The 18,411-nt window shown below is 30.9% G+C and carries 19 protein-coding genes and 1 pseudogene; 12 read left to right on the plus strand and 8 right to left on the minus strand.

The features are described from left to right. The 4 genes and pseudogenes from WR164_RS07245 to WR164_RS07260 form a co-directional block, all read right to left on the minus strand. Nucleotides 1-273: pseudogene (locus WR164_RS07245) on the minus strand (ABC transporter permease); the annotation flags it as partial. Between the two features lie 6 nt (nucleotides 274-279). Then, entirely contained in the window at nucleotides 280-1,026 is a 747-nt protein-coding gene (locus WR164_RS07250; protein ID WP_286136940.1) for an ABC transporter ATP-binding protein, read from the minus strand. Nucleotides 1,027-1,039: 13 nt separating this feature from the next. Further along, a complete protein-coding gene (locus WR164_RS07255) occupies nucleotides 1,040-1,681 on the minus strand; it encodes a TetR/AcrR family transcriptional regulator (RefSeq protein WP_286136941.1) in 642 nt (213 codons plus the stop codon). A gap of 135 nt (nucleotides 1,682-1,816) precedes the next feature. Further along, on the minus strand, nucleotides 1,817-3,220 hold the full coding sequence (locus WR164_RS07260; RefSeq protein WP_286136942.1) for an MFS transporter: 1,404 nt from the start codon (nucleotides 3,218-3,220) through the stop codon (nucleotides 1,817-1,819). A gap of 171 nt (nucleotides 3,221-3,391) precedes the next feature. On the opposite strand from WR164_RS07260, the gene WR164_RS07265 reads away from it, so the two are divergent. From WR164_RS07265 to WR164_RS07280, 4 genes are all read left to right on the plus strand, one after another. Continuing rightward, on the plus strand, nucleotides 3,392-4,123 hold the full coding sequence (locus WR164_RS07265) for a nicotinamide mononucleotide transporter (RefSeq protein ID WP_286136943.1): 732 nt from the start codon (nucleotides 3,392-3,394) through the stop codon (nucleotides 4,121-4,123). A 101-nt stretch (nucleotides 4,124-4,224) separates the two neighbouring features. After that, nucleotides 4,225-4,557, plus strand: coding sequence for a hypothetical protein (locus tag WR164_RS07270; protein WP_286136944.1), 333 nt, complete (start codon nucleotides 4,225-4,227; stop codon nucleotides 4,555-4,557). 388 nt (nucleotides 4,558-4,945) lie between these two features. Further along, entirely contained in the window at nucleotides 4,946-5,827 is an 882-nt protein-coding gene (locus WR164_RS07275; protein WP_286136945.1) for a MarR family transcriptional regulator, read from the plus strand. Nucleotides 5,828-5,936: 109 nt separating this feature from the next. Beyond that, nucleotides 5,937-6,158 (plus strand): hypothetical protein, encoded by a 222-nt coding sequence (locus WR164_RS07280; RefSeq protein ID WP_286136946.1) that lies wholly within the window; start codon nucleotides 5,937-5,939, stop codon nucleotides 6,156-6,158. Nucleotides 6,159-6,481: 323 nt separating this feature from the next. Here the strand turns inward: WR164_RS07280 and WR164_RS07285 are convergent, their stop codons facing one another. Further along, entirely contained in the window at nucleotides 6,482-7,297 is an 816-nt protein-coding gene (locus WR164_RS07285; RefSeq protein ID WP_286136947.1) for a MerR family transcriptional regulator, read from the minus strand. Nucleotides 7,298-7,392: 95 nt separating this feature from the next. On the opposite strand from WR164_RS07285, the gene WR164_RS07290 reads away from it, so the two are divergent. The 3 genes from WR164_RS07290 (at nucleotide 7,393) to WR164_RS07300 (ending at nucleotide 11,864) form a co-directional block, all read left to right on the plus strand. Beyond that, nucleotides 7,393-8,718 carry a replication-associated recombination protein A gene (locus WR164_RS07290; protein ID WP_286136948.1) on the plus strand — a complete coding sequence of 442 codons (1,326 nt, stop codon included), beginning with the start codon at nucleotides 7,393-7,395 and terminating at the stop codon, nucleotides 8,716-8,718. An 82-nt stretch (nucleotides 8,719-8,800) separates the two neighbouring features. Then, the gene (locus WR164_RS07295) at nucleotides 8,801-11,323 is read left to right on the plus strand and encodes an AAA family ATPase (protein WP_286136949.1); all 2,523 of its coding nucleotides are present in this window, start codon (nucleotides 8,801-8,803) and stop codon (nucleotides 11,321-11,323) included. A 397-nt stretch (nucleotides 11,324-11,720) separates the two neighbouring features. Continuing rightward, nucleotides 11,721-11,864, plus strand: coding sequence for a hypothetical protein (locus WR164_RS07300; protein ID WP_286136950.1), 144 nt, complete (start codon nucleotides 11,721-11,723; stop codon nucleotides 11,862-11,864). Nucleotides 11,865-11,993: 129 nt separating this feature from the next. Here the strand turns inward: WR164_RS07300 and WR164_RS07305 are convergent, their stop codons facing one another. Then, a complete protein-coding gene (locus WR164_RS07305; protein WP_286136951.1) occupies nucleotides 11,994-12,674 on the minus strand; it encodes a hypothetical protein in 681 nt (226 codons plus the stop codon). A 244-nt stretch (nucleotides 12,675-12,918) separates the two neighbouring features. Here WR164_RS07305 and hisC point away from each other — a divergent pair, with 244 nt between their 5' ends. Continuing rightward, nucleotides 12,919-13,992 (plus strand): histidinol-phosphate transaminase, encoded by a 1,074-nt coding sequence (gene hisC, locus WR164_RS07310; protein WP_286136952.1) that lies wholly within the window; start codon nucleotides 12,919-12,921, stop codon nucleotides 13,990-13,992. Nucleotides 13,993-14,111: 119 nt separating this feature from the next. Here the strand turns inward: hisC and WR164_RS07315 are convergent, their stop codons facing one another. Further along, complete coding sequence (locus tag WR164_RS07315) at nucleotides 14,112-14,507, minus strand: hypothetical protein (protein ID WP_286136953.1); 396 nt, start codon at nucleotides 14,505-14,507, stop codon at nucleotides 14,112-14,114. Between the two features lie 7 nt (nucleotides 14,508-14,514). Then, complete coding sequence (locus tag WR164_RS07320) at nucleotides 14,515-14,664, minus strand: hypothetical protein (protein WP_286136954.1); 150 nt, start codon at nucleotides 14,662-14,664, stop codon at nucleotides 14,515-14,517. 677 nt (nucleotides 14,665-15,341) lie between these two features. On the opposite strand from WR164_RS07320, the gene WR164_RS07325 reads away from it, so the two are divergent. The 4 genes from WR164_RS07325 to WR164_RS07340 all read left to right on the plus strand — a co-directional run bounded on the left by WR164_RS07325 (nucleotide 15,342) and on the right by WR164_RS07340 (nucleotide 18,120). Continuing rightward, the gene (locus WR164_RS07325; protein ID WP_286136955.1) at nucleotides 15,342-16,328 is read left to right on the plus strand and encodes a replication initiation protein; all 987 of its coding nucleotides are present in this window, start codon (nucleotides 15,342-15,344) and stop codon (nucleotides 16,326-16,328) included. A gap of 99 nt (nucleotides 16,329-16,427) precedes the next feature. After that, on the plus strand, nucleotides 16,428-17,195 hold the full coding sequence (locus WR164_RS07330; RefSeq protein WP_286136956.1) for a ParA family protein: 768 nt from the start codon (nucleotides 16,428-16,430) through the stop codon (nucleotides 17,193-17,195). A 3-nt stretch (nucleotides 17,196-17,198) separates the two neighbouring features. Then, entirely contained in the window at nucleotides 17,199-17,561 is a 363-nt protein-coding gene (locus WR164_RS07335) for a hypothetical protein (protein WP_286136957.1), read from the plus strand. A gap of 124 nt (nucleotides 17,562-17,685) precedes the next feature. Continuing rightward, a complete protein-coding gene (locus WR164_RS07340; RefSeq protein WP_286136958.1) occupies nucleotides 17,686-18,120 on the plus strand; it encodes a LysE family translocator in 435 nt (144 codons plus the stop codon). Nucleotides 18,121-18,411 lie beyond the last annotated feature (291 nt).

The raw sequence follows: 18,411 nt of genomic DNA on the forward strand, positions 1-18,411 counted from the left end.
ACCGTCTAATTTTTGATCATGTAACTTCTTTTTTGCATTGTTAATTCCACTATATCGATTAACATTGACATGTTTCATATCACTCATGTTACTAACAACTTGATGATTCATATTGACCGTCCCAATTTTAACGTCAGTGGTTTGATTAGAATTAAAAGCTAGATGTACCAAAAATAAAATAAATACTGGTGCAATAATGACTAATGCTAGTGTTCGCTTGTCTTTAATTAATTCTAGTAAAATTCTTTTGGCAATTGTAAGTGACCTTCTCATTATGATTTACTTCCCCTCCTGATTTTCAATTTTAATGAAGACATCTTCGATACTGTTCACATTATATTGAGTCTTTAATTTATCAGGAGCATCAAAAGCTGCAATTTGTCCATTCATCAGCATCGCAACTTTATCTGCCAATTCAGCTTCACTCATGATATGGGTGGTAACTAAAATGGTGTGACCCTGTTCCTTCAATTTCCTTAATTCATCCCAAATTTGCCGTCTTAAAACCGGATCAATTCCAACGGTGGGCTCATCTAAAATTAATAATTTCGGTGAACCCAGAAGTGCGATGGCTAGTGATAAACGTTTCTTCATTCCACCGGAGTACGACATTGCAGGTTGATTCAAATTATTTTCTAATTGGGTTAATTTAGCAACATGTTGAATTTCATCGTTAATTTTAGAATTTGGAATTCCTCGCATGTGAGCAAAAAATTCTAAATTATTTCTAGCTGATAAAGTTAAATATAAAGCATCTGCTTGGGCCATATAGCCAATCTGACTTAAAATATTTCGGTTTGGCATTTTGGTGTTGAAAACTGAGTCGGTTCCGGAATCAATTTTGATCCGACCTAGTGCAACCTTGATAATGGTTGTTTTACCGGCTCCAGACGGTCCGATTAGACTGACAATTTGCCCGGCGGGAACGTGAAAATTAATGTTGTCTAAAACGACGTGGTTCCCAAATTTTTTATTAATATCTTTTAAATCAATAATATTTTTAACTTTAGTATTGATTGTGTTCATTTATGGTTCCTCCCTATTTTGTAATGGCGTTATAGATATATTTAGAGATTTGATCTAAATCGTTTGACGTATGACTAGTATCCCGATTAAATTTAGTGACTTGGATAAAATAGCTGAAAACTAATGACACCATAAGATTAATTATATTTTGAATTTTAATGTCAGGTTTAATTTCATCAAAATGATTCAAAAATAATTTTTGTTTATTGATAAGTGGTAGTAATTGCTTTTTAAAATTAATTGTAATTTCTTCCCGTAATTTATCATTAACCATGACTTCAGATAATAAAATGTTTATGATAATCTGATTTTGGGATAGAAATTCAAACCGGTTGTGAACAAAATGGTTGAGGAATCCATATAAACCACCTTGTTTTAAATTCTGATCATTGACTAATTCTTTTACATAATTAGGAGCTAAATTTTTAAAAATTGGTTTTAAAATGTGATCAAGCAAATTACTTTTGCTATGGAAGTATTTAAAAATGGTGCCTTCACTAACTTGTGCTTCCCTGGCAATTTGAGCGGTACTCGTTCTTTCATATCCCTGTTTCGATATTAGATTAAGGGCGGCAATTAAAACTTTAGTTTTGCCAGGTTGCATTTGATTGGTTTGGTATAATTTTTTTAAATCAACGGCAATATTTTGATTCAATTTAAATCATCTTCCTTTTATTTGATGAGTGATCACTCACTCATGATAATACAAAATTTTTTTAGAAATGTAAAGCATTTTTAGAAATAAAAAACTCTAAAGTTATTCTTCGTAAATAACTTTAGAGTCGTCTAACTAGTTCTTAGCATGTTTCCTTAACATCAAGGTCCCTAACAAAATGATATTGATGATAATGAACCCCAATGCAAATCGATATGAGAAATGCATCCCATAGACAAACCAATCTGGATGGTCATATGGATATGAAGTAAAATGTTGGTGAGCTTTAATACTGACACCCCAATATACTAATGATGTTGATAATGAAAGGCCAGTTGTAAATCCAATGTTACGGGTTAAAGCTGCTAGAGAACCAGCTATTCCCTGCTCTTCTTTTCCAACGTTATCCATAATCATTGGATTGTTTTGGAAGTTTCCGTTTGCAAAACCAAAGATCAAAAATGCTGCTAGCAAGATCAAGATTGACCATTTAGGTGTAATAAAATTAAAAATTGTGATTGGAACAATGAAAATAAATAAAGCAATCATTGAAATCTTTTGGGAACCAATATGATCTGATAAATAACCACCGATGGGTGCACTAATAATGTTAGCAAGCGGAATAAACATTAAAATTAAACCGGTCGTTCCCGCACTGAACATTAAATTATTCTGAAGATAAAATGGCATGATGACGTTGTTAAAGTAAACCGTCATGAAAATTAACATCGTTGTGATAATTGCAATCGTAAAATTAGCATTTTTGAAGATTGATAATCGAATCAACGGTTCTTTAACATGATTTTCAATTCCAATAAATGATCCAATTAGAATCAATGCTAGAACGAAGAATGAAATCACAAGTGGTGTGACATAACTGGTTGCCTGACCAATATAAATTGCTAGGTAGAAAAATAGTATGAATCCAGCAAATGTGATAAAGCCAGGCCAGTCAATATTAATTTGATTTAGCTTTTCACGATGGTGTGGAAAAATATGGTGCCCAAACATGAATGCGATAATTCCGATTGGGACGTTGACTAGAAAAATCCAATGCCAACTGGCAATTGATAAAATTAAACCGCCAATAGCAGGTCCAGAAACATTGCCTAATTGGACAATTGAACCATTTAATCCGAGTGCCATTCCATGCTGACTAGGTGGGAAAATTTCAGTAATGATTCCCATATTAGTCGACATTGTCATTGCTGCACCAATGCTTTGGAGCCCTCTTGATATAATCAAAAACCATAAATTTGAACTAATTCCTGAAAATAGTGATCCAATAATGAAAACTAAGGTTCCATATTGAAAGATTGGAATTCGGCCAATTTGATCTGCTAATTTGCCAAATAGGATTAAAAGCATACAAATGAGAACCAAATAAACTGAAGTGATCCACTCGGTTTCATTCATCGGGGTGTTCAAGCTTTGGGAAATTTTTGGAATTGCCATTGTGACAATGCTGGCATCAATGGTCGACATGAACGATACCATTGATGTTGCAAATAGTAAGATATACTGCGAGTGTTTTTGCAAACTATCTCTCCCTTCCGTAAATCAAATTAATACTATTATAATCCATTTAAATTCACTAAACTAATAAATAGTAAGTAATTGATTTGATTTTTATTTTCTAAAAAACTACAATATTGAATAAGCAGCGTTGCTTCCGGTACGGCTGCTAAAAAACAAAAGGAGATCTTAATTTTGAATATTCTTAATTCTGTTTTTAGTCCGAAGTTAAGACTAATGGCAAAGTCAAAGGTATTTGATTTAATCGGAATCATTATCATCGTTTTAGTTGCATGGCAATCTGGTTATTTGTTTGAAAATTTAAATCAGGTTACCCATTGGGGCGGAATGAGTGTTTATATTCCATTCGGAATCATCAGTGCCTTTGCTTCAGTATTATCAATTATGTCCACCAGGCTGGTTGGCCGATTCAGTAATATTGGTAACTGGATTGGGATTCCAGAAATTATTTTATCTGGAACGATTGATTATCTTTTGGGTAATAAAGGAGCAATCCTTACTTATCCAATCACTTTTATTATCCAGACATGGGCAATCAAGACATGGTTGAACAGTGAAAAATACAAAGCTAGAAAGCCAATTAAAGGCACTAAGGGTGCTTTATTAATGACCATTATTTTAATTGGATCATTAGCATTCAGTTTAGTTGTTAATAAAATTGGTTTCGGTGCCATTACATCTAGTGATGCTAGTATTTTCATTTTGACTGTTTTTGTCTTTGGCATTTCAATGACTGCTAACATCATGAATGCGATGAAATTAACTGTTCAATGGAAATTCTGGTTAGTATATGATTTTGTTCAATTTTTCAAAGCCCTTTCACAAGGCAACTTTGCAAACGTTGGCAAATACATTTACTACGTTTTGATGTCATTGGGTGGCTTAGCATTTTGGAATAGAAAATAATTAAGATTAATACTAATGGCAAGTCATCAATCATGACTTGCTATTTTATGCTATTTGGGGTTTAATGACCTTATAAATACCGATAAGGAGTAATTTTTATTATGAGTTTAAAATACAATACCGTTAACATTCATTTTTTGCGCTTAGGTAATCACAATACAATTCAAAAGAAGCCCTATGCTTTTTTTGTTGGTTCAAATGATCAGAAACAATTGAAAATTGGCAGTATTGTCTTTATTCAAAGTTTTAATCAGAAAAAGATTCCATTTTTAAAACCAGCGGTCATTACTAAAAACTTCACTGAACGTTTATCACAGGATCATCATAAAAGAGTATCTAAAACAACCAGTTATAATTTGAATACTTATTTAGCAATGTTAGCTCAACAATCATCTAATCGTTTACAAAAAGTGATTGATAGGGAAAATAAATAAATTAATTTTAATTAAATATAGATATACAAAAAGACCAGTTTATTTGCTGGTCTTTTTATTTAGAATTTAAATATAAAATATTTACAAATGTAATTAATAGATGTTGTGAATTGCAATAAAATAATAATTGACATAATTCCTAATTCAGTCTATTATCAATATAGTAATAAATGGTCGTCCAAGTTAATTGAATGGACAAAATAAAATTGAATAATAAAAAAAGTTATTAATGCATCAATTCTTTGGCCAGAATTACATTAATAACTTCCACTAGTAGCTAAGTACTATAAATGCATTATATAATTTATAGACTAAAATTTCAAATACATACTAGCGGACTAGAATATTTTCTAGTCTTTTTATTATTCCAACTAAGGGGAATAATAATATGAGATCATATCTTAAACAATATTTAGAATTTGAAGAATCTGGATTAAAGCCAAGCGAAGTTTCAGTCTTGGTACATCTATACGACCGAATGAATTTAAGTATTCGAAACGATTCATTTTATGATAAGAAATATAATGCCAGTTATGTTATTTATCCAAGAACAGAATTAGCCAGACGAATGAATATTAATCCATCAACAATTACGCGTACAATCAAAAAGCTAGTTAAAAAAGGATGGATCATAATTAAAAAACAGTTTAATGCGCCAAATAAATTCTTCCTACCTCATTTTATTTTGCCCGAATCGTATACAGCGCAAAACACAACTTCGAAAAGTGCAAAATGCAATTCTAACCAGACTGATTATAACCATACTAATAAATGTACAAGTGAGACAGAAGTCACCAAAAACGTTGAAAAAAATTCTGAACAATCAAATTTTAACGAAAAATTTAAAGAAGATGCCGTAAATACTTTAGGCCGTGCTTTACATGAACAAACAGGTTTATCTAAACGGGTGGTTGACACGATAATTAGATATTCTTTTAACAGTAAAAAGACGTTGTATAAATATGCTAGTCTAATTTTTAAAGCAAAAAAGGCTGGATATTATCAAGCAATGAGATATAATGCTCATAACCGTAATAACTATGGGGCATTCCGGTTTGAAGTTAATCCCTACCTTTCTGATAAGCTTGAATTTAAACTAAAGGATATTATAATTAATGCTCGGGATAAAGCCAGAAATTTCTATGGCTATGTCTTTAGTTCGCTCGTAGATTGGTTTACATCACGTGCTGATCAATATATGCAGGAAGATGCAACCAAATGTAAGGATAATGGGGCAATCCCAATTTTTAGAATTGGTAAAAATAGTTAAATTTTAGCTAAATTAGTTGTAGATTATGCTATATTTACTAAATTAGTGGATGAAAAATGATTATAGTAGATGAATAATCATTAATTAATAAATAAAGTGGCGATATAAATTGAATCATGATATTTTTATTAATAAAAAATTATTTAGTGAAGATAAATTAGATGCTAACCATACGGTTTGTTTAGCATATCTTAATAATTCTATGAAATTTAATCCACAATACGATAAAAATAATAAGCGTTATGTAGTTTGTGGTATAAAAGAAATGAGTAAAATTTTAAATTTAAATCGAAATGAAGTTAGTTTTTTATATCACGATTTAAAAAATTAGGATATTTAATTATTAAGAATGAAGATAACATTCATAAAATTTTCCTACCTAAATACAATCAGTATTGGGATGGATTCGATAAGGAACATCCAGATCAAATTTAATTGATTTTATTTAATTAAAGACATAAAACGTTATCTATCAACTTGGTTTAACTAAATTGAATCAACAAATTAATCATTATATTTAGACTGGCATTTCATGTCAGTCTTTTTTAATTAGTTATAGACTTTTAGTTTAATGACTATTTAATATATTTAAAGGAGAAAGTGAAGATATTATAGTTATGCAATTGAATATATAATTAAAAAAGAAATAATATTTTAATTATTAACAATGTTAAATTCCAACCATCCATATTTCGAAGCACCTGTTTTAATTAAAGGGTTATCATCATTAATTTGCCAAAGATAATTGCTAGTTTTTAAGTTATTTTTTTGACAAAAGTGCTTTAACTTTATTAATCCCTTATGGATACCACTGATATTGTTTTCAACATGGATAGTAACGTATCGATTTGATTTTTTGGGAATAACAGGTATAATTTCGGAATTTTGTTGATGATTGATATTAGTTTCTTTAATAATTCTAAATGAAGCATTTGAATATGAATTGGGATTATTTAATGATAGATTAGTTAAAAATCCTGATTTATTAGCATTAATTAAAGTTAGTGGTTTCAATTGCTTATAAAATTCTGAGAATAATTGAGCAACTTCTTTTTTAGTACAGTTGACAGATTGTTTTGAACACCAAAAAATTTCCTTCCCCATTTTTTGAACCATCGGTTTATAAAAGATTTTATTATTTTTAATATTCTCTGTATTGATTTTTTTATTAATTATTTTTTGAACTCTAACGAGATGATTAATTTTTTTATCGATTTTATTTTGAATATTAATTAAAGTATTCATTGGAAATAATTTAGATTTATTATTGATTTGTTTTATTTTATTTAATGGGATATTTAAACTGCGCAATTCTAATATAAACAATAAATTATATAATTGATCGTAATCATAATAACGATATCCTAAACGATTTTTAAAAGCAGGTTTAAATATATTTTTTTGATCATAAAAAATTAATGTTCGACGCGTTGTTTGAGCCAATTTAGCCATATGACTTATTTTAATCATAAAATTATCTCTTCTCCTTGATTATAACGTTACGTTACAGTATATAGTTAATTATACATAATGATAATTATTTTTAAAAAGGGAGGTTTTAATTAATGAAACAGGAATCACTTTTTGCCAATCAATCTAATAGCATGCCTTTAGCTGATCGAATGCGCCCTAAAACTTTGGATCAATTTGTTGGACAAGATCATCTACTGGGACATGGAAAAATTTTACGAGAATTAATTGAAAATGATCAAATTTCATCAATGATTTTTTGGGGACCACCAGGCGTAGGTAAAACTACCTTAGCATCAATTATTGCACGACATACCAAAGCACGTTTTATAAGTTTTAGTGCTGTTAATAGTAGCATTAGTAAAATCAAAAAAATTATGAAACAAGCTAGTTTAGATCGAGATGAAGGCCAAAAAACAATTCTTTTTATTGATGAAATCCATCGATTTAATAAATCTCAACAAGATGCATTCTTACCTTATGTTGAAAAAGGAAGTATTATTTTAATTGGTGCTACAACTGAAAATCCATCTTTTGAAATAAATTCAGCATTATTGTCACGTTGTAAAGTATTTGTTTTGCATAAATTAAACCAAAAAGATATTACTTTACTAATTTATCGAATAATTAAAAACATTAATCATTCAAATAAAAAGAAGGTTGATATTGGATCAGATGAAATTAAAATTATTGCTAATTTCGCAGACGGTGATGCAAGAAGAGCATTGAATACATTAGAAATGGCCATTTTAAATGGGAAAAAATATAATAATAAAATTAAAATTACTTTAAATGATTTAAGCCAGTTAATTACTAAAAAATTTATTTTATATGATAAAAATGGCGAAGAACATTATAATATTATTTCAGCTTTGCATAAATCAATGCGAAATAGTGATGTTGATGCTGCTATTTATTGGCTATTAAGGATGCTTAATGGCGGCGAAGATCCAATTTACATTGCAAGACGATTAATAAGATTCGCAAGTGAGGATGTTGGATTGGCTGATACAAATGCATTAAATGTTGCTATTAATGTATTTCAAGCTTGCCATTTTATTGGAATGCCAGAATGTGATGTTAGCTTAGTTGAAGCAGTGACTTATTTATCATTAGCACCAAAATCTAACGCCATTTATAAAGCTAAATTAGCTGCAGAAAAAGACGTTAAAAGAACTGCAGATGATCCAGTCCCATTACAGATTCGAAATGCACCAACTAAGTTAATGAAAAAATTAGGATATGGCAAGGGATACCAGTTGGCCCATTATGCTAAAGATAAATTAACAACGATGAAAACAATGCCACCTTCAGTTGAAGGACATGTGTACTATAAGCCAACTGCTGAAGGAAAAGAAATACATTTTAAAAATCGATTAAATCAAATTAAAATGTGGCATGTTAAACATGATAAGAAATAGTATTAAGACTTTATAATATTAAAGTACTATAATACTTTCATACTTTAATGTAAATTAAAAAAATATGTAAGGAGGAATTTCATTGGCTAATCAAAAACAACCTGATCAAATTGAAGTCCGTGGTGGAAACGTTCATAACTTAAAAAATATTAATGTGAACATTCCATTGAATAAATTTGTCGCCATTTCTGGACCATCTGGTTCTGGTAAGAGTTCATTAGCAATGGGAATTTTATATGCTGAAGGTTCAAGGCGTTATCTTGAAGCCCTTTCAACTTATACCCGTCGAAGAATTGGTCAAACTAGGCGTTCAAAGGTTCGTGCAGTTAAACATATTCCGTCAGCAATTGCATTAAGGCAACGGCCAAACGTTCCATCTGAACGATCTACCGTCGGTTCGATGAGTGAAATTTTTAATGTTGTTCGCTTAATTTTTTCACGACTTGGTTCACCCGTTTGTCCAAATGGGCATCGGATTCAGCCCAGTTTAGCAATTGCACAAGCGATGGATGAGCCTGGAAAAGATATGGGGATGATTAAATGCCCCGTTTGTGGAGCTAAATTTATGGCGAAGTCTGCTGAAGATTTTGCTTTTAATGCTGGCGGTGCTTGTCCTAAATGCCAAGGAACCGGTGTGGTTCGAGAATTGGATCCGTATCAAATCATTGAAGATGAAAATAAAACGATTGATCAAGGGACCGTTGCACCTTGGCATCTTCCAGGACGTAATTTCATGAAAACCATTGCCGCTACTCTAGGTGTGAGAACTGATGTACCATTTAAAGATTTATCTAAACATGAAAAAGAGATTGTTTTACATGGTGAAAAGAAACAATACTCCGTTAATTTTCATACTTCAACGGGTCGTGTTTTTCATGCCAACAAGGCATTGTACGAAAATGCGTATGCTTCCGTTTATGATTCACTTAAAAAAGCGAAGAGCGAACGGGCTATTAAACGAATCAATCAATTCTTTCATTTTTCAACCTGCCCAGTCTGCCATGGTTCCCGCTTAAATCCGAAATTATTGAAACAATTAGTCGCCGGTAAAAATATTGCTGAAGTCAGTAATTTAACCTTAGGCGAACTAACAAATTGGGAAAAAGCAACGAAACAACAGTTACCAGAAAATATGAACCGAATGGCTAAAATTTTATTTGAAAACTTAAATGAAAATTTGAAACCATTACTTGAATTAGGATTAGATTACCTAACCCTTTCAAGAAGTGGCAATACCTTATCTACTGGCGAATTACAACGAATTCAATTAGCTAAAACTTTGCGGACGGAAACGACGGGAGTTTTATACGTCTTAGATGAACCATCAGTTGGCTTGCATCCCGATAATGTCAAAGGTCTAATTCATATCTTTCGGGCATTAATTGCACAAGGAAATTCATTAGTGGTTGTCGATCATGAAGTTTCAATCATTAATGCGGCTGATTGGGTGATTGAAATTGGACCAGGTTCAGGTGATGCTGGCGGTCGTGTTATTGCACAAGGAACACCCCAAGCCCTTGCTCATGATCAGCATTCACTAATTGGTCCATTCATTTCTGGTCAAGCAAATATTTTACATCGGAAGGTTCAATCAAAACCGAATTCTGCAATGACTAAAATGCATGTGAATGACTACTTTAATCTTCATAATGTTGACGTCTCAATTCCAAATAATCAAATTACAGCGGTAACTGGATTCTCCGGTGCTGGCAAAACTAGTCTTATATTAGATAGTTTAGTCCCTGCAATCAAGGCTTCCCATCATCATCAAAAATTACCCAAGCAGGTATCAAGTTTAAAGACAACCATTAAAAATGTTGTTAGCGTTGATGCTAAACCGGTTGGCAAAAATGAACGGTCAACTTTAGCAACCTATACTACGATTATGGATCATTTAAGAAGGATGTTTGCTAAACTGCCTGCTGCAAAAGCTAATCATGAAGGAGCCGCCTACTTTTCATATAATAATAAACAAGGTGCTTGCCCGCACTGTGGTGGATTGGGCACGATTCATTTGGACGTTCAATATTTGCCAGACATTGAAGAAACATGTCCGTACTGCCATGGCAATCGATTCAATGATGAAGTTCAAAAAATTAAATGGCATGGTTATAGTATTGTTGATTTATTGAAACTATCCGTTAAGGATGCCATTCCTGTCTTTAAAGATGTTCCAGTAATTGATCACCAATTAAAGATTTTAGATGAAATTGGGTTAAACTACCTTCACTTAGGAGAAAGCACCCCGAGTTTGTCTGGTGGTGAAGCTCAGCGTTTGAAGTTGGTTAAGCATTTGAATAAACAACAAGCTAATTCATTATTCGTGTTTGATGAGCCTTCCGTTGGCTTACATCCCAAAGATGTTCAAACCTTAATTGGTGTCATTAATAAATTAAAACAAAAGGGTGCGACTATTATCATCATCACTCATGATTTGGATTTAATGACGAATGCTGATAATTTAATTGATTTAGGACCCAAAGGCGGCCAAGCTGGAGGTAAAATCATGGCGAGTGGTAAACCATTAGATTTAATTAAACATCCAAATAGTTTAACACTAAAGTACTTAAATCAGCATTGCCGTAAATTTGGCATTATTAAATAATATAAAAGTATTTTAGTACTAAAATACTGAATAAATTAAGGAGAAATAATGATTATGAAATTAAAAAAATTAAAGATCATAACCATGGTTGTTTAAATGATTTAAGTGACTGGCTTTTTACTAATATTATCTTTTTGTTTATCGTTTCTTCTCCGATTGTTCTTTATGAAGCTATTCCTGCTTTTCTTCCACTATTAATCCTTCAAAAACCAAAAGTATCCAATTTTCACTTCACGCTCTGGCTAGAATTAATTATTGGTGGTGGCACTTTAGTTTTATTAAATATTTATATATTAATTAGACTAGTGTATTTAAAAATAAAAAAACAAAAAAACAAAAAGTAATAATATTAAAATACTTTAGTACTAAAATACTGAACAAATTGAGATGATTAATCATGAAAAAGATATGGGAATGGATTAAAACTATCTTCTTCTTGATTATTGCCGTTGGAATTTTCGCAGCCATTTTAGCTATTTTCCGTGCACCAACCGATGGCTTTAGTTCGTTACGGGAACTTTGGGATAATTTTGGTTTTTAATTCATATTTGCCTTTATAATATTTTGGATTGAATTTGGTTATTCGTTAATTAAGGACCATTTTAAACACTAAAAGAAGCGTTCAAAATGAACGCTTCTTTTAGTGTTTAAATATTAAAGTACTTTAATATTATTTTTTCCAATGTTTAAAAATTTCATACCCAATGAACATATCAGTGATTCTATGATTGGAGGAACTGCTGTCATTATAATTAGATGATGAATTACCGCTACCAGAAAATGTTCCAACGATGAACATTAATATAATGAAACCACTAACAATCCATTCTAAGCCATGAATTACGAATAGTCCGAAAAACGACCAATGTCTGATCATAGTAAAAACAATTGCTAGGATAATCGCTAAAACGTATTGCCATGTTGGAAACCTCTGATTATTTTTAGTGAATATTTTAGGAACCAATTTTCTTTTAACCACATCGTATTTTAAAACATGATTTTGATTAAAAATTTGAAATAAATTATGGTATGTAATTGAGATTGCATTATCAAAATCATTTTTAACGATACTTGGTTTAAAATATAATGAATCTTCATTATGATCATTAAGTTGAAATGATTTATCAATATCATGCGAGCGCATGATATATTCAGGATTATTACTATGTTTAATTGATTTGATAATTAATTTTGCATCATCACCACTAATGACATCATTATTATTTAAATTTCTTTTTAGATCATTTAATTCAACATTTTTAAAGTAAGATGTTTTAGCAATTTGATTTGAGTCCTTTAGTGGAATTAATTGCTTCTTAATTTCTTCCACTTGTTGATCGTATTTATTCATAAATCGTTTAATCATTCCTTTAGAATATTCAATTGTGACAGCATTTCTAAATATACAGGATTATGATCAAATTAGCAAATTTTTATAATACTATAATATTAAAATATTTTAGTACTTTAATACTACTAATTTTATTTTATTTAACACTAGCTTTTTCGAATCAAAAGCGTTATAAATATACGTTAAAGAAACTGATTTAGTTGATATATATGTTTCTTTAATTTGTTTAATTGAGGTGAAAATAATGAAACCAACGATTGCTAATTTGCCTGATTACCATCCTGCTCAACCCTTGTCATCATTGGCCAAACAATTAGGGGTAAAACACCTTGTTCGCTTGTCAGCAAATGAAAATGCCTATGGAACATCTGAAAATGTAAAGAAAGTATTATTGAAATGGGGATTAACTAATTTAAATCGTTATCCTGATAGTGGAGCAAATCAATTAAGATTTGCCGTTGCCAAACATTTGAATGTTGATCCTAAACAATTAGTTTTTGGTGATGGTTCGGATGAAATTATCGGCTTAATTAACCGTGTCTTTTTGAATGACCATGATAATATGGTTGAATTAGCACCCACATTTCCAGAATATAAGGTGAATGCTTACGTCGAAGGTGCCACTATCACGGATGTAAAAATTAATGATAATGGTCAAATCAATTTGAATCGCCTTGCAGATGCGATTAAAAAGCAGACTAGGTTGGTTTGGTTATGTAATCCTAATAATCCTACCGGCCGTTATTTAAACAACGATAAAATTGTTGCTTTTATGGACCGGGTTCCTAAATCAGTTATCGTTGCAATCGATGAAGCTTACATTGACTTTGTTAATTCAAGTAGTCATCCCTCATCAGTTGATTTATTAAAACGATATCCGAATTTGATTGTATTAAGAACGTTTTCAAAGGCATACGGCTTAGCTAATTTAAGAATTGGATATGCAGTTACTAATTTGCCAATTGCCAATCAACTTCAAAAAATCCGTCCGCCATTTAATTTAAGTACTGTGGCAGATGTGGCTGGAACTGCAGCAATTTCAGATCAGAATTTTGTTAAACAAGTAGAACATAAAAATTCCATTGAAATTAAGAAATGGGAAGCATTCCTTGATCAAATTAAATCAAAATATTATCCATCACAAACTAATTTCATTTTCTTTCAGATTAAGGATGCAGCTAAACTAAATGATTACTTGCAAAAACATGGCTATCTATTAAATGCTGGATTAAGAAAAGGCTGGTTACGGGTTTCAATGGGAACTCCCAAACAGAATCAGGATGTAAGAAAATTAATTCAGAATTTTTTAAATCATTAATACTAAAATATTAAAGTACTTTAATATTATTAAAATTAATTTATTTAATTAAAAAACATCAGAATTATTAGTTCTGATGTTTTTTGATATAGTATAGTGCTTTAGTATTATGATACTATTTACATTTCAAACATAGTTTCCGTTAGAATCCAAATTATCATAATAATGATGACACATTCGCCAAGTAAATCTATATTGTTAATAATAAAAACAATCACATTTAAGAATTCATCGAATTTATTATTGACACGGTGGTATGGTAATAATTTTTGGTTATTATTACGGTTGATTGAACTCCGATATGTAGTTCTTCTTCTAGTTGGTCTAGTTTTAAAGATGGGTCTGGTTGATTTGTGATAAATGTGATTATATAACGCTTTTTTAGGGTTATTACCCCAACCTGCACCTTTTCTTCCGTAATATGGATTAATAGCACGTTTCATGCGTCGTTTATATTTACCAGTGGTTCTAGCTTTAAATGATTTCTTCCAACTTGGTTTTCTAAATAATCTCATGATTCACCTAGATTCTAAAATGGGTAATAATGTGAAGTAGAACACATAGTAAAACGATAATTAAAAACAAAAGACCTATTTTGGGATGCCAAAGTAATAGGACAAAGAAGATAATAATTACCGTTGCCCAATTACTGCATCCGAATTGTTGATCCATTAATGTTCCCTCTTTACTTTTGATTTCATAAACATTATTTAGTTTAATTTGGGTAATTATTAATTGTCAAATTTAGTTGCCACTTTATGTTATTTTGTCTTTTCCTCTTTACATACTCTTTATAAACTCTTTAAATACTCTTTAGCTGCTTGTAATTGCTTATATATCATAGGGTTATAAATAAATAAGGGGACTTTTTTACCGTGATAAGGGGACATTTTTACCCCAATAAGGAGACTTTTTTACCCAGATAAGGGGACATTTTTACCCGAATATAATATTGATTTGGGATGATTTAGTAGATAGGTGCTTATGGGGACATTCTTACCATGATTTTTTGAACTCGTAAGCTGAGCTTATGGATAAATAAGGGGACATTTTTACCCGACCTATTCTATTACTGGTTTAATAGGCCTTGATAGCAGAATCAAGGGGACATTTTTACCAAGTTAGCACTAGATTAATTAATTGATATGGGGACTTTTTTACCGTGGATAAATTACTAGTTGATTCATTGTCTTGATCTTAATTAAAACGTAATTGGATTTATCGAAATAAGGGGACATTTTTACCCGTCATAAATCGGTGTAATAAGGGGACTTACCATTAATTGAATTTGTCCCCTTTAATGTGATACTATAATTGCAAAACATTCTTTTGTGATTGGAGTGAAAAAAATGAGCAATGAGATTGTGAAGTATAGTAATGAACTTAATGCCGTTCCATTTAGAAAATTTAATTCGAGAGAGTTTAATATTTTCTTCTCGATTGTTAGTCGAATGCGAGATAAGGGAACCGATACAGTTGTTTTTCCCTTTGATTCTATTAAAACGTTAAGCAGGTATGATCAGCATACCAATCATTTTGTAAAAGATTTGGAGAATACATATCACAAAATGCTAAATTTGAACATCTGGTATGAAGATACCCACGTATATAAAGCATGGGTCTTATTTACGGGATTTGAAATTAACAAAGATAAACAAACGGTTGCCATCACAATTAATCCTAAGTTAAAAGAAGTTTTAAATTCAATTGTTAATTGGACGCGATTCTCGCTCTCTCAGTTTGTTGATCTTAGGTCTAGTTATGCTAAAACGGCCTTTCGCCTTTTTAAGCAATATCGGATTGTTGGTTATCGAAAATTTAATTTAAAGGAATTTAGGGTATTATTTGCAATTCCAAAGAGTTATAAGGCTAGAGACATTAATAAACGGGTTTTAAAGCCCATTCAACAGGAATTATCGCAATATCTTAAAGGTTTACATATTTCCAAAATTAAAAAAGGCCGCAAAATCATTGCTTATGCTTTTTCATGGAAACCAGAAATGAAGAATGCTGATGATTTTAGTCAGGGTACATTTTCGGATATTAGAAAGCGTTTAGATAATGTTGTTAATACGAACGAATTGGATCAGGAAGAGAAAAAATTGCTTGAAGAAAAAATTCTTAATGATGCTGATAATTTAGAAGCATCTAAGAAGAAAAAATTAATTAAGCTTTATTTGGGCCCGGATTACTTACAAAAGGAAAAAATAAAATCTGATATAGCTACCTACCAAAAGAACGCAAATCATAAAAAGACAACATCGGATAAAAAAGAATCAGGTCAAAAGCATGATATTAGTGGGATTTTAGATGACATCAATAATTTATCCAAGTAACAAATAAAAATGATTTAGTATTATAGTACTTTGATACCGTAATATTAAAGTACTATAATGTAAATATAGACTGATTACTTAAGGGAGGCCATTAATGAAATGTCCGCTAAAATAATTTCATTTGCTAATCAAAAAGGTGGGGTTGGTAAAACCACGACGACGATTGAAGTCGGCGAAAATTTATCACAGACCTTTCATAAAAAAGTATTACTGATTGATTTAGATCCACAGGCAAGTATGACCAGTGTCAAAAGTAATATGCATCAAATTGTTGATCAAAAATTACCAACGATGTCAGATGTGATGCTTGGTAATCAAGATCTTAGCAATATTATTTTAAATATTAAATCTAATTTAGATATTGCACCAGCTACCCTTGTTTTATCAGATGCAGAATTAAATTTAGTTAATGCAACGTTAAGGGAATTAATTCTTAAAAAGGCATTATCAAGTGTGATTGATAATTATGACTATGTCTTAATTGATTGTCCACCTTCCCGTGGAGTTTTGACTGTCAATGCTTTATCAGCTAGTGATTATGTTGTGATTCCGGTTCAATCTGAATATCAAGCATTGCTGGGAATGCAACTATTGAAGAACACGATTAAAAATGTTCAAAGCCAGATTAATGCTGATTTGAAGGTATTTGGTTATGTGATTACAATGACTTCTCACACTAATCACAGTAACGAAGTGACCGAAAGTATTAAGCAAGATGAATACCCGACAATCGAAGAAATTCCGAGGACAATTGATGTTGCAGATGCGGCTGTCGCCAACATGTCGACCTATGAGTACAATAAGAATAGCAAGGCTGGTTTAGAATACCTTCATCTGACTAAAAAAATTATGAAACTGGGGGAATAAATCGTGGCAAACAAGAATCGACAATCCATTTTGAGTAAAAATAATAATTACTCCAAAGATTTAGATACTTTGTTTAAATCTGAAACAGTAAAAAAACAACCAAAATCGAAAGCAAATCAAAAACCAAAAGAAACCCGTTTAACTCGTTTTTCTAAAATCAAAGATTTTTATTTAAAATCAAATTCTAAGAAACAGTTTTCAATTTACTTACCAGAAGAACTTCAAAAGCAAATGAAAGCTAAATCGGTTGCTGATGGTATGAGTATCAGTGATGTTATTAAACGATTAATTTTGGATCATTACCTGACTGATGCAGAAATCAAAGATGCGTATAATCGTGGTTATGATAAGCGTAATCAAAAATAAATACTTAAACATTAAAATACTATAGTACTAAAATACTAAAAGCAAGTCATGGATATATTCATGACTTGCTTTTATTTCAAATTAGAATATAATGAGCATAATTTTAAGAAAGTTGGTGTTTAGTATGCTAGGATTTCTTTCTTACGTTACCATCATGGCAATTACACCAGGGCCGAATAATTTAATGGCACTTCAAGAATGCCGTATTCGTGGATTAAAGGGATCACGTGCTTTTCTATTGGGATTATTCGTTAGTTTCTTTATTCTGGATTTTATTGCTTTATTTCTTACTAGTTCTATGAAGGCCATTTCACCTGTTTTTCTGATTATTCTGAAATTAATTGGATCATTATATTTAGCTTATTTAATTTATTCACTATTTGTTTCTTCTGGAAAATCAAATCAGAGAAAAAGGAATTCCAGTCATCGTTTTTGGGCAGGAATGGCAGTGAACTTAACCAATTTTAAAGTGATGTTATATTTCTTAATCGGGTACGTATCATTTCTGTTTCCAATCTTTCAGCATCATTTCGGAATTATTTTTACATGGGAATTGTAATGTGTTTGATCACTTCACTCTGTAATATCTTATGGGCATTGGTTGGCTCTGCCTTTCAATCTTGGTTTAATCACCATGGCTTGACGGTTAATATCGTTCTATCAATTTTGTTGTGTTATGCCATTGTTGAAATGTGGAATTAAATATTTTAATACTAAAATATTATAGTACTAAAATATCATAATACTTTGATGGGTAATTTATATTCAATTTAATTGCTCTTGGTTTAGCTATTTCTTAAGGATGATTTTAGATGTAAAATATAAATAGAGGATGTTATTATCAATTCAT

The organism is Philodulcilactobacillus myokonensis, from assembly GCF_027923585.1.
GTDB classification, from domain to species: Bacteria; Bacillota; Bacilli; order Lactobacillales; family Lactobacillaceae; genus Philodulcilactobacillus; species Philodulcilactobacillus myokonensis.

Coding starts and splice junctions, on each gene's coding strand:
- WR164_RS07300 (WP_286136950.1), top strand. CDS start 11,721: ATGAAAAAGATATGGGAATGGATTAAAACTATCTTCTTCTTGATTATT.
- WR164_RS07250 (WP_286136940.1), bottom strand. CDS start 1,026: ATGAACACAATCAATACTAAAGTTAAAAATATTATTGATTTAAAAGAT.
- WR164_RS07320 (WP_286136954.1), bottom strand. CDS start 14,664: ATGGATCAACAATTCGGATGCAGTAATTGGGCAACGGTAATTATTATC.
- WR164_RS07290 (WP_286136948.1), top strand. CDS start 7,393: ATGAAACAGGAATCACTTTTTGCCAATCAATCTAATAGCATGCCTTTA.
- WR164_RS07330 (WP_286136956.1), top strand. CDS start 16,428: ATGTCCGCTAAAATAATTTCATTTGCTAATCAAAAAGGTGGGGTTGGT.
- WR164_RS07275 (WP_286136945.1), top strand. CDS start 4,946: ATGAGATCATATCTTAAACAATATTTAGAATTTGAAGAATCTGGATTA.
- WR164_RS07340 (WP_286136958.1), top strand. CDS start 17,686: ATGCTAGGATTTCTTTCTTACGTTACCATCATGGCAATTACACCAGGG.
- WR164_RS07325 (WP_286136955.1), top strand. CDS start 15,342: ATGAGCAATGAGATTGTGAAGTATAGTAATGAACTTAATGCCGTTCCA.
- WR164_RS07270 (WP_286136944.1), top strand. CDS start 4,225: ATGAGTTTAAAATACAATACCGTTAACATTCATTTTTTGCGCTTAGGT.
- WR164_RS07315 (WP_286136953.1), bottom strand. CDS start 14,507: ATGAGATTATTTAGAAAACCAAGTTGGAAGAAATCATTTAAAGCTAGA.
- hisC (WP_286136952.1), top strand. CDS start 12,919: ATGAAACCAACGATTGCTAATTTGCCTGATTACCATCCTGCTCAACCC.
- WR164_RS07285 (WP_286136947.1), bottom strand. CDS start 7,297: ATGATTAAAATAAGTCATATGGCTAAATTGGCTCAAACAACGCGTCGA.
- WR164_RS07305 (WP_286136951.1), bottom strand. CDS start 12,674: ATGAATAAATACGATCAACAAGTGGAAGAAATTAAGAAGCAATTAATT.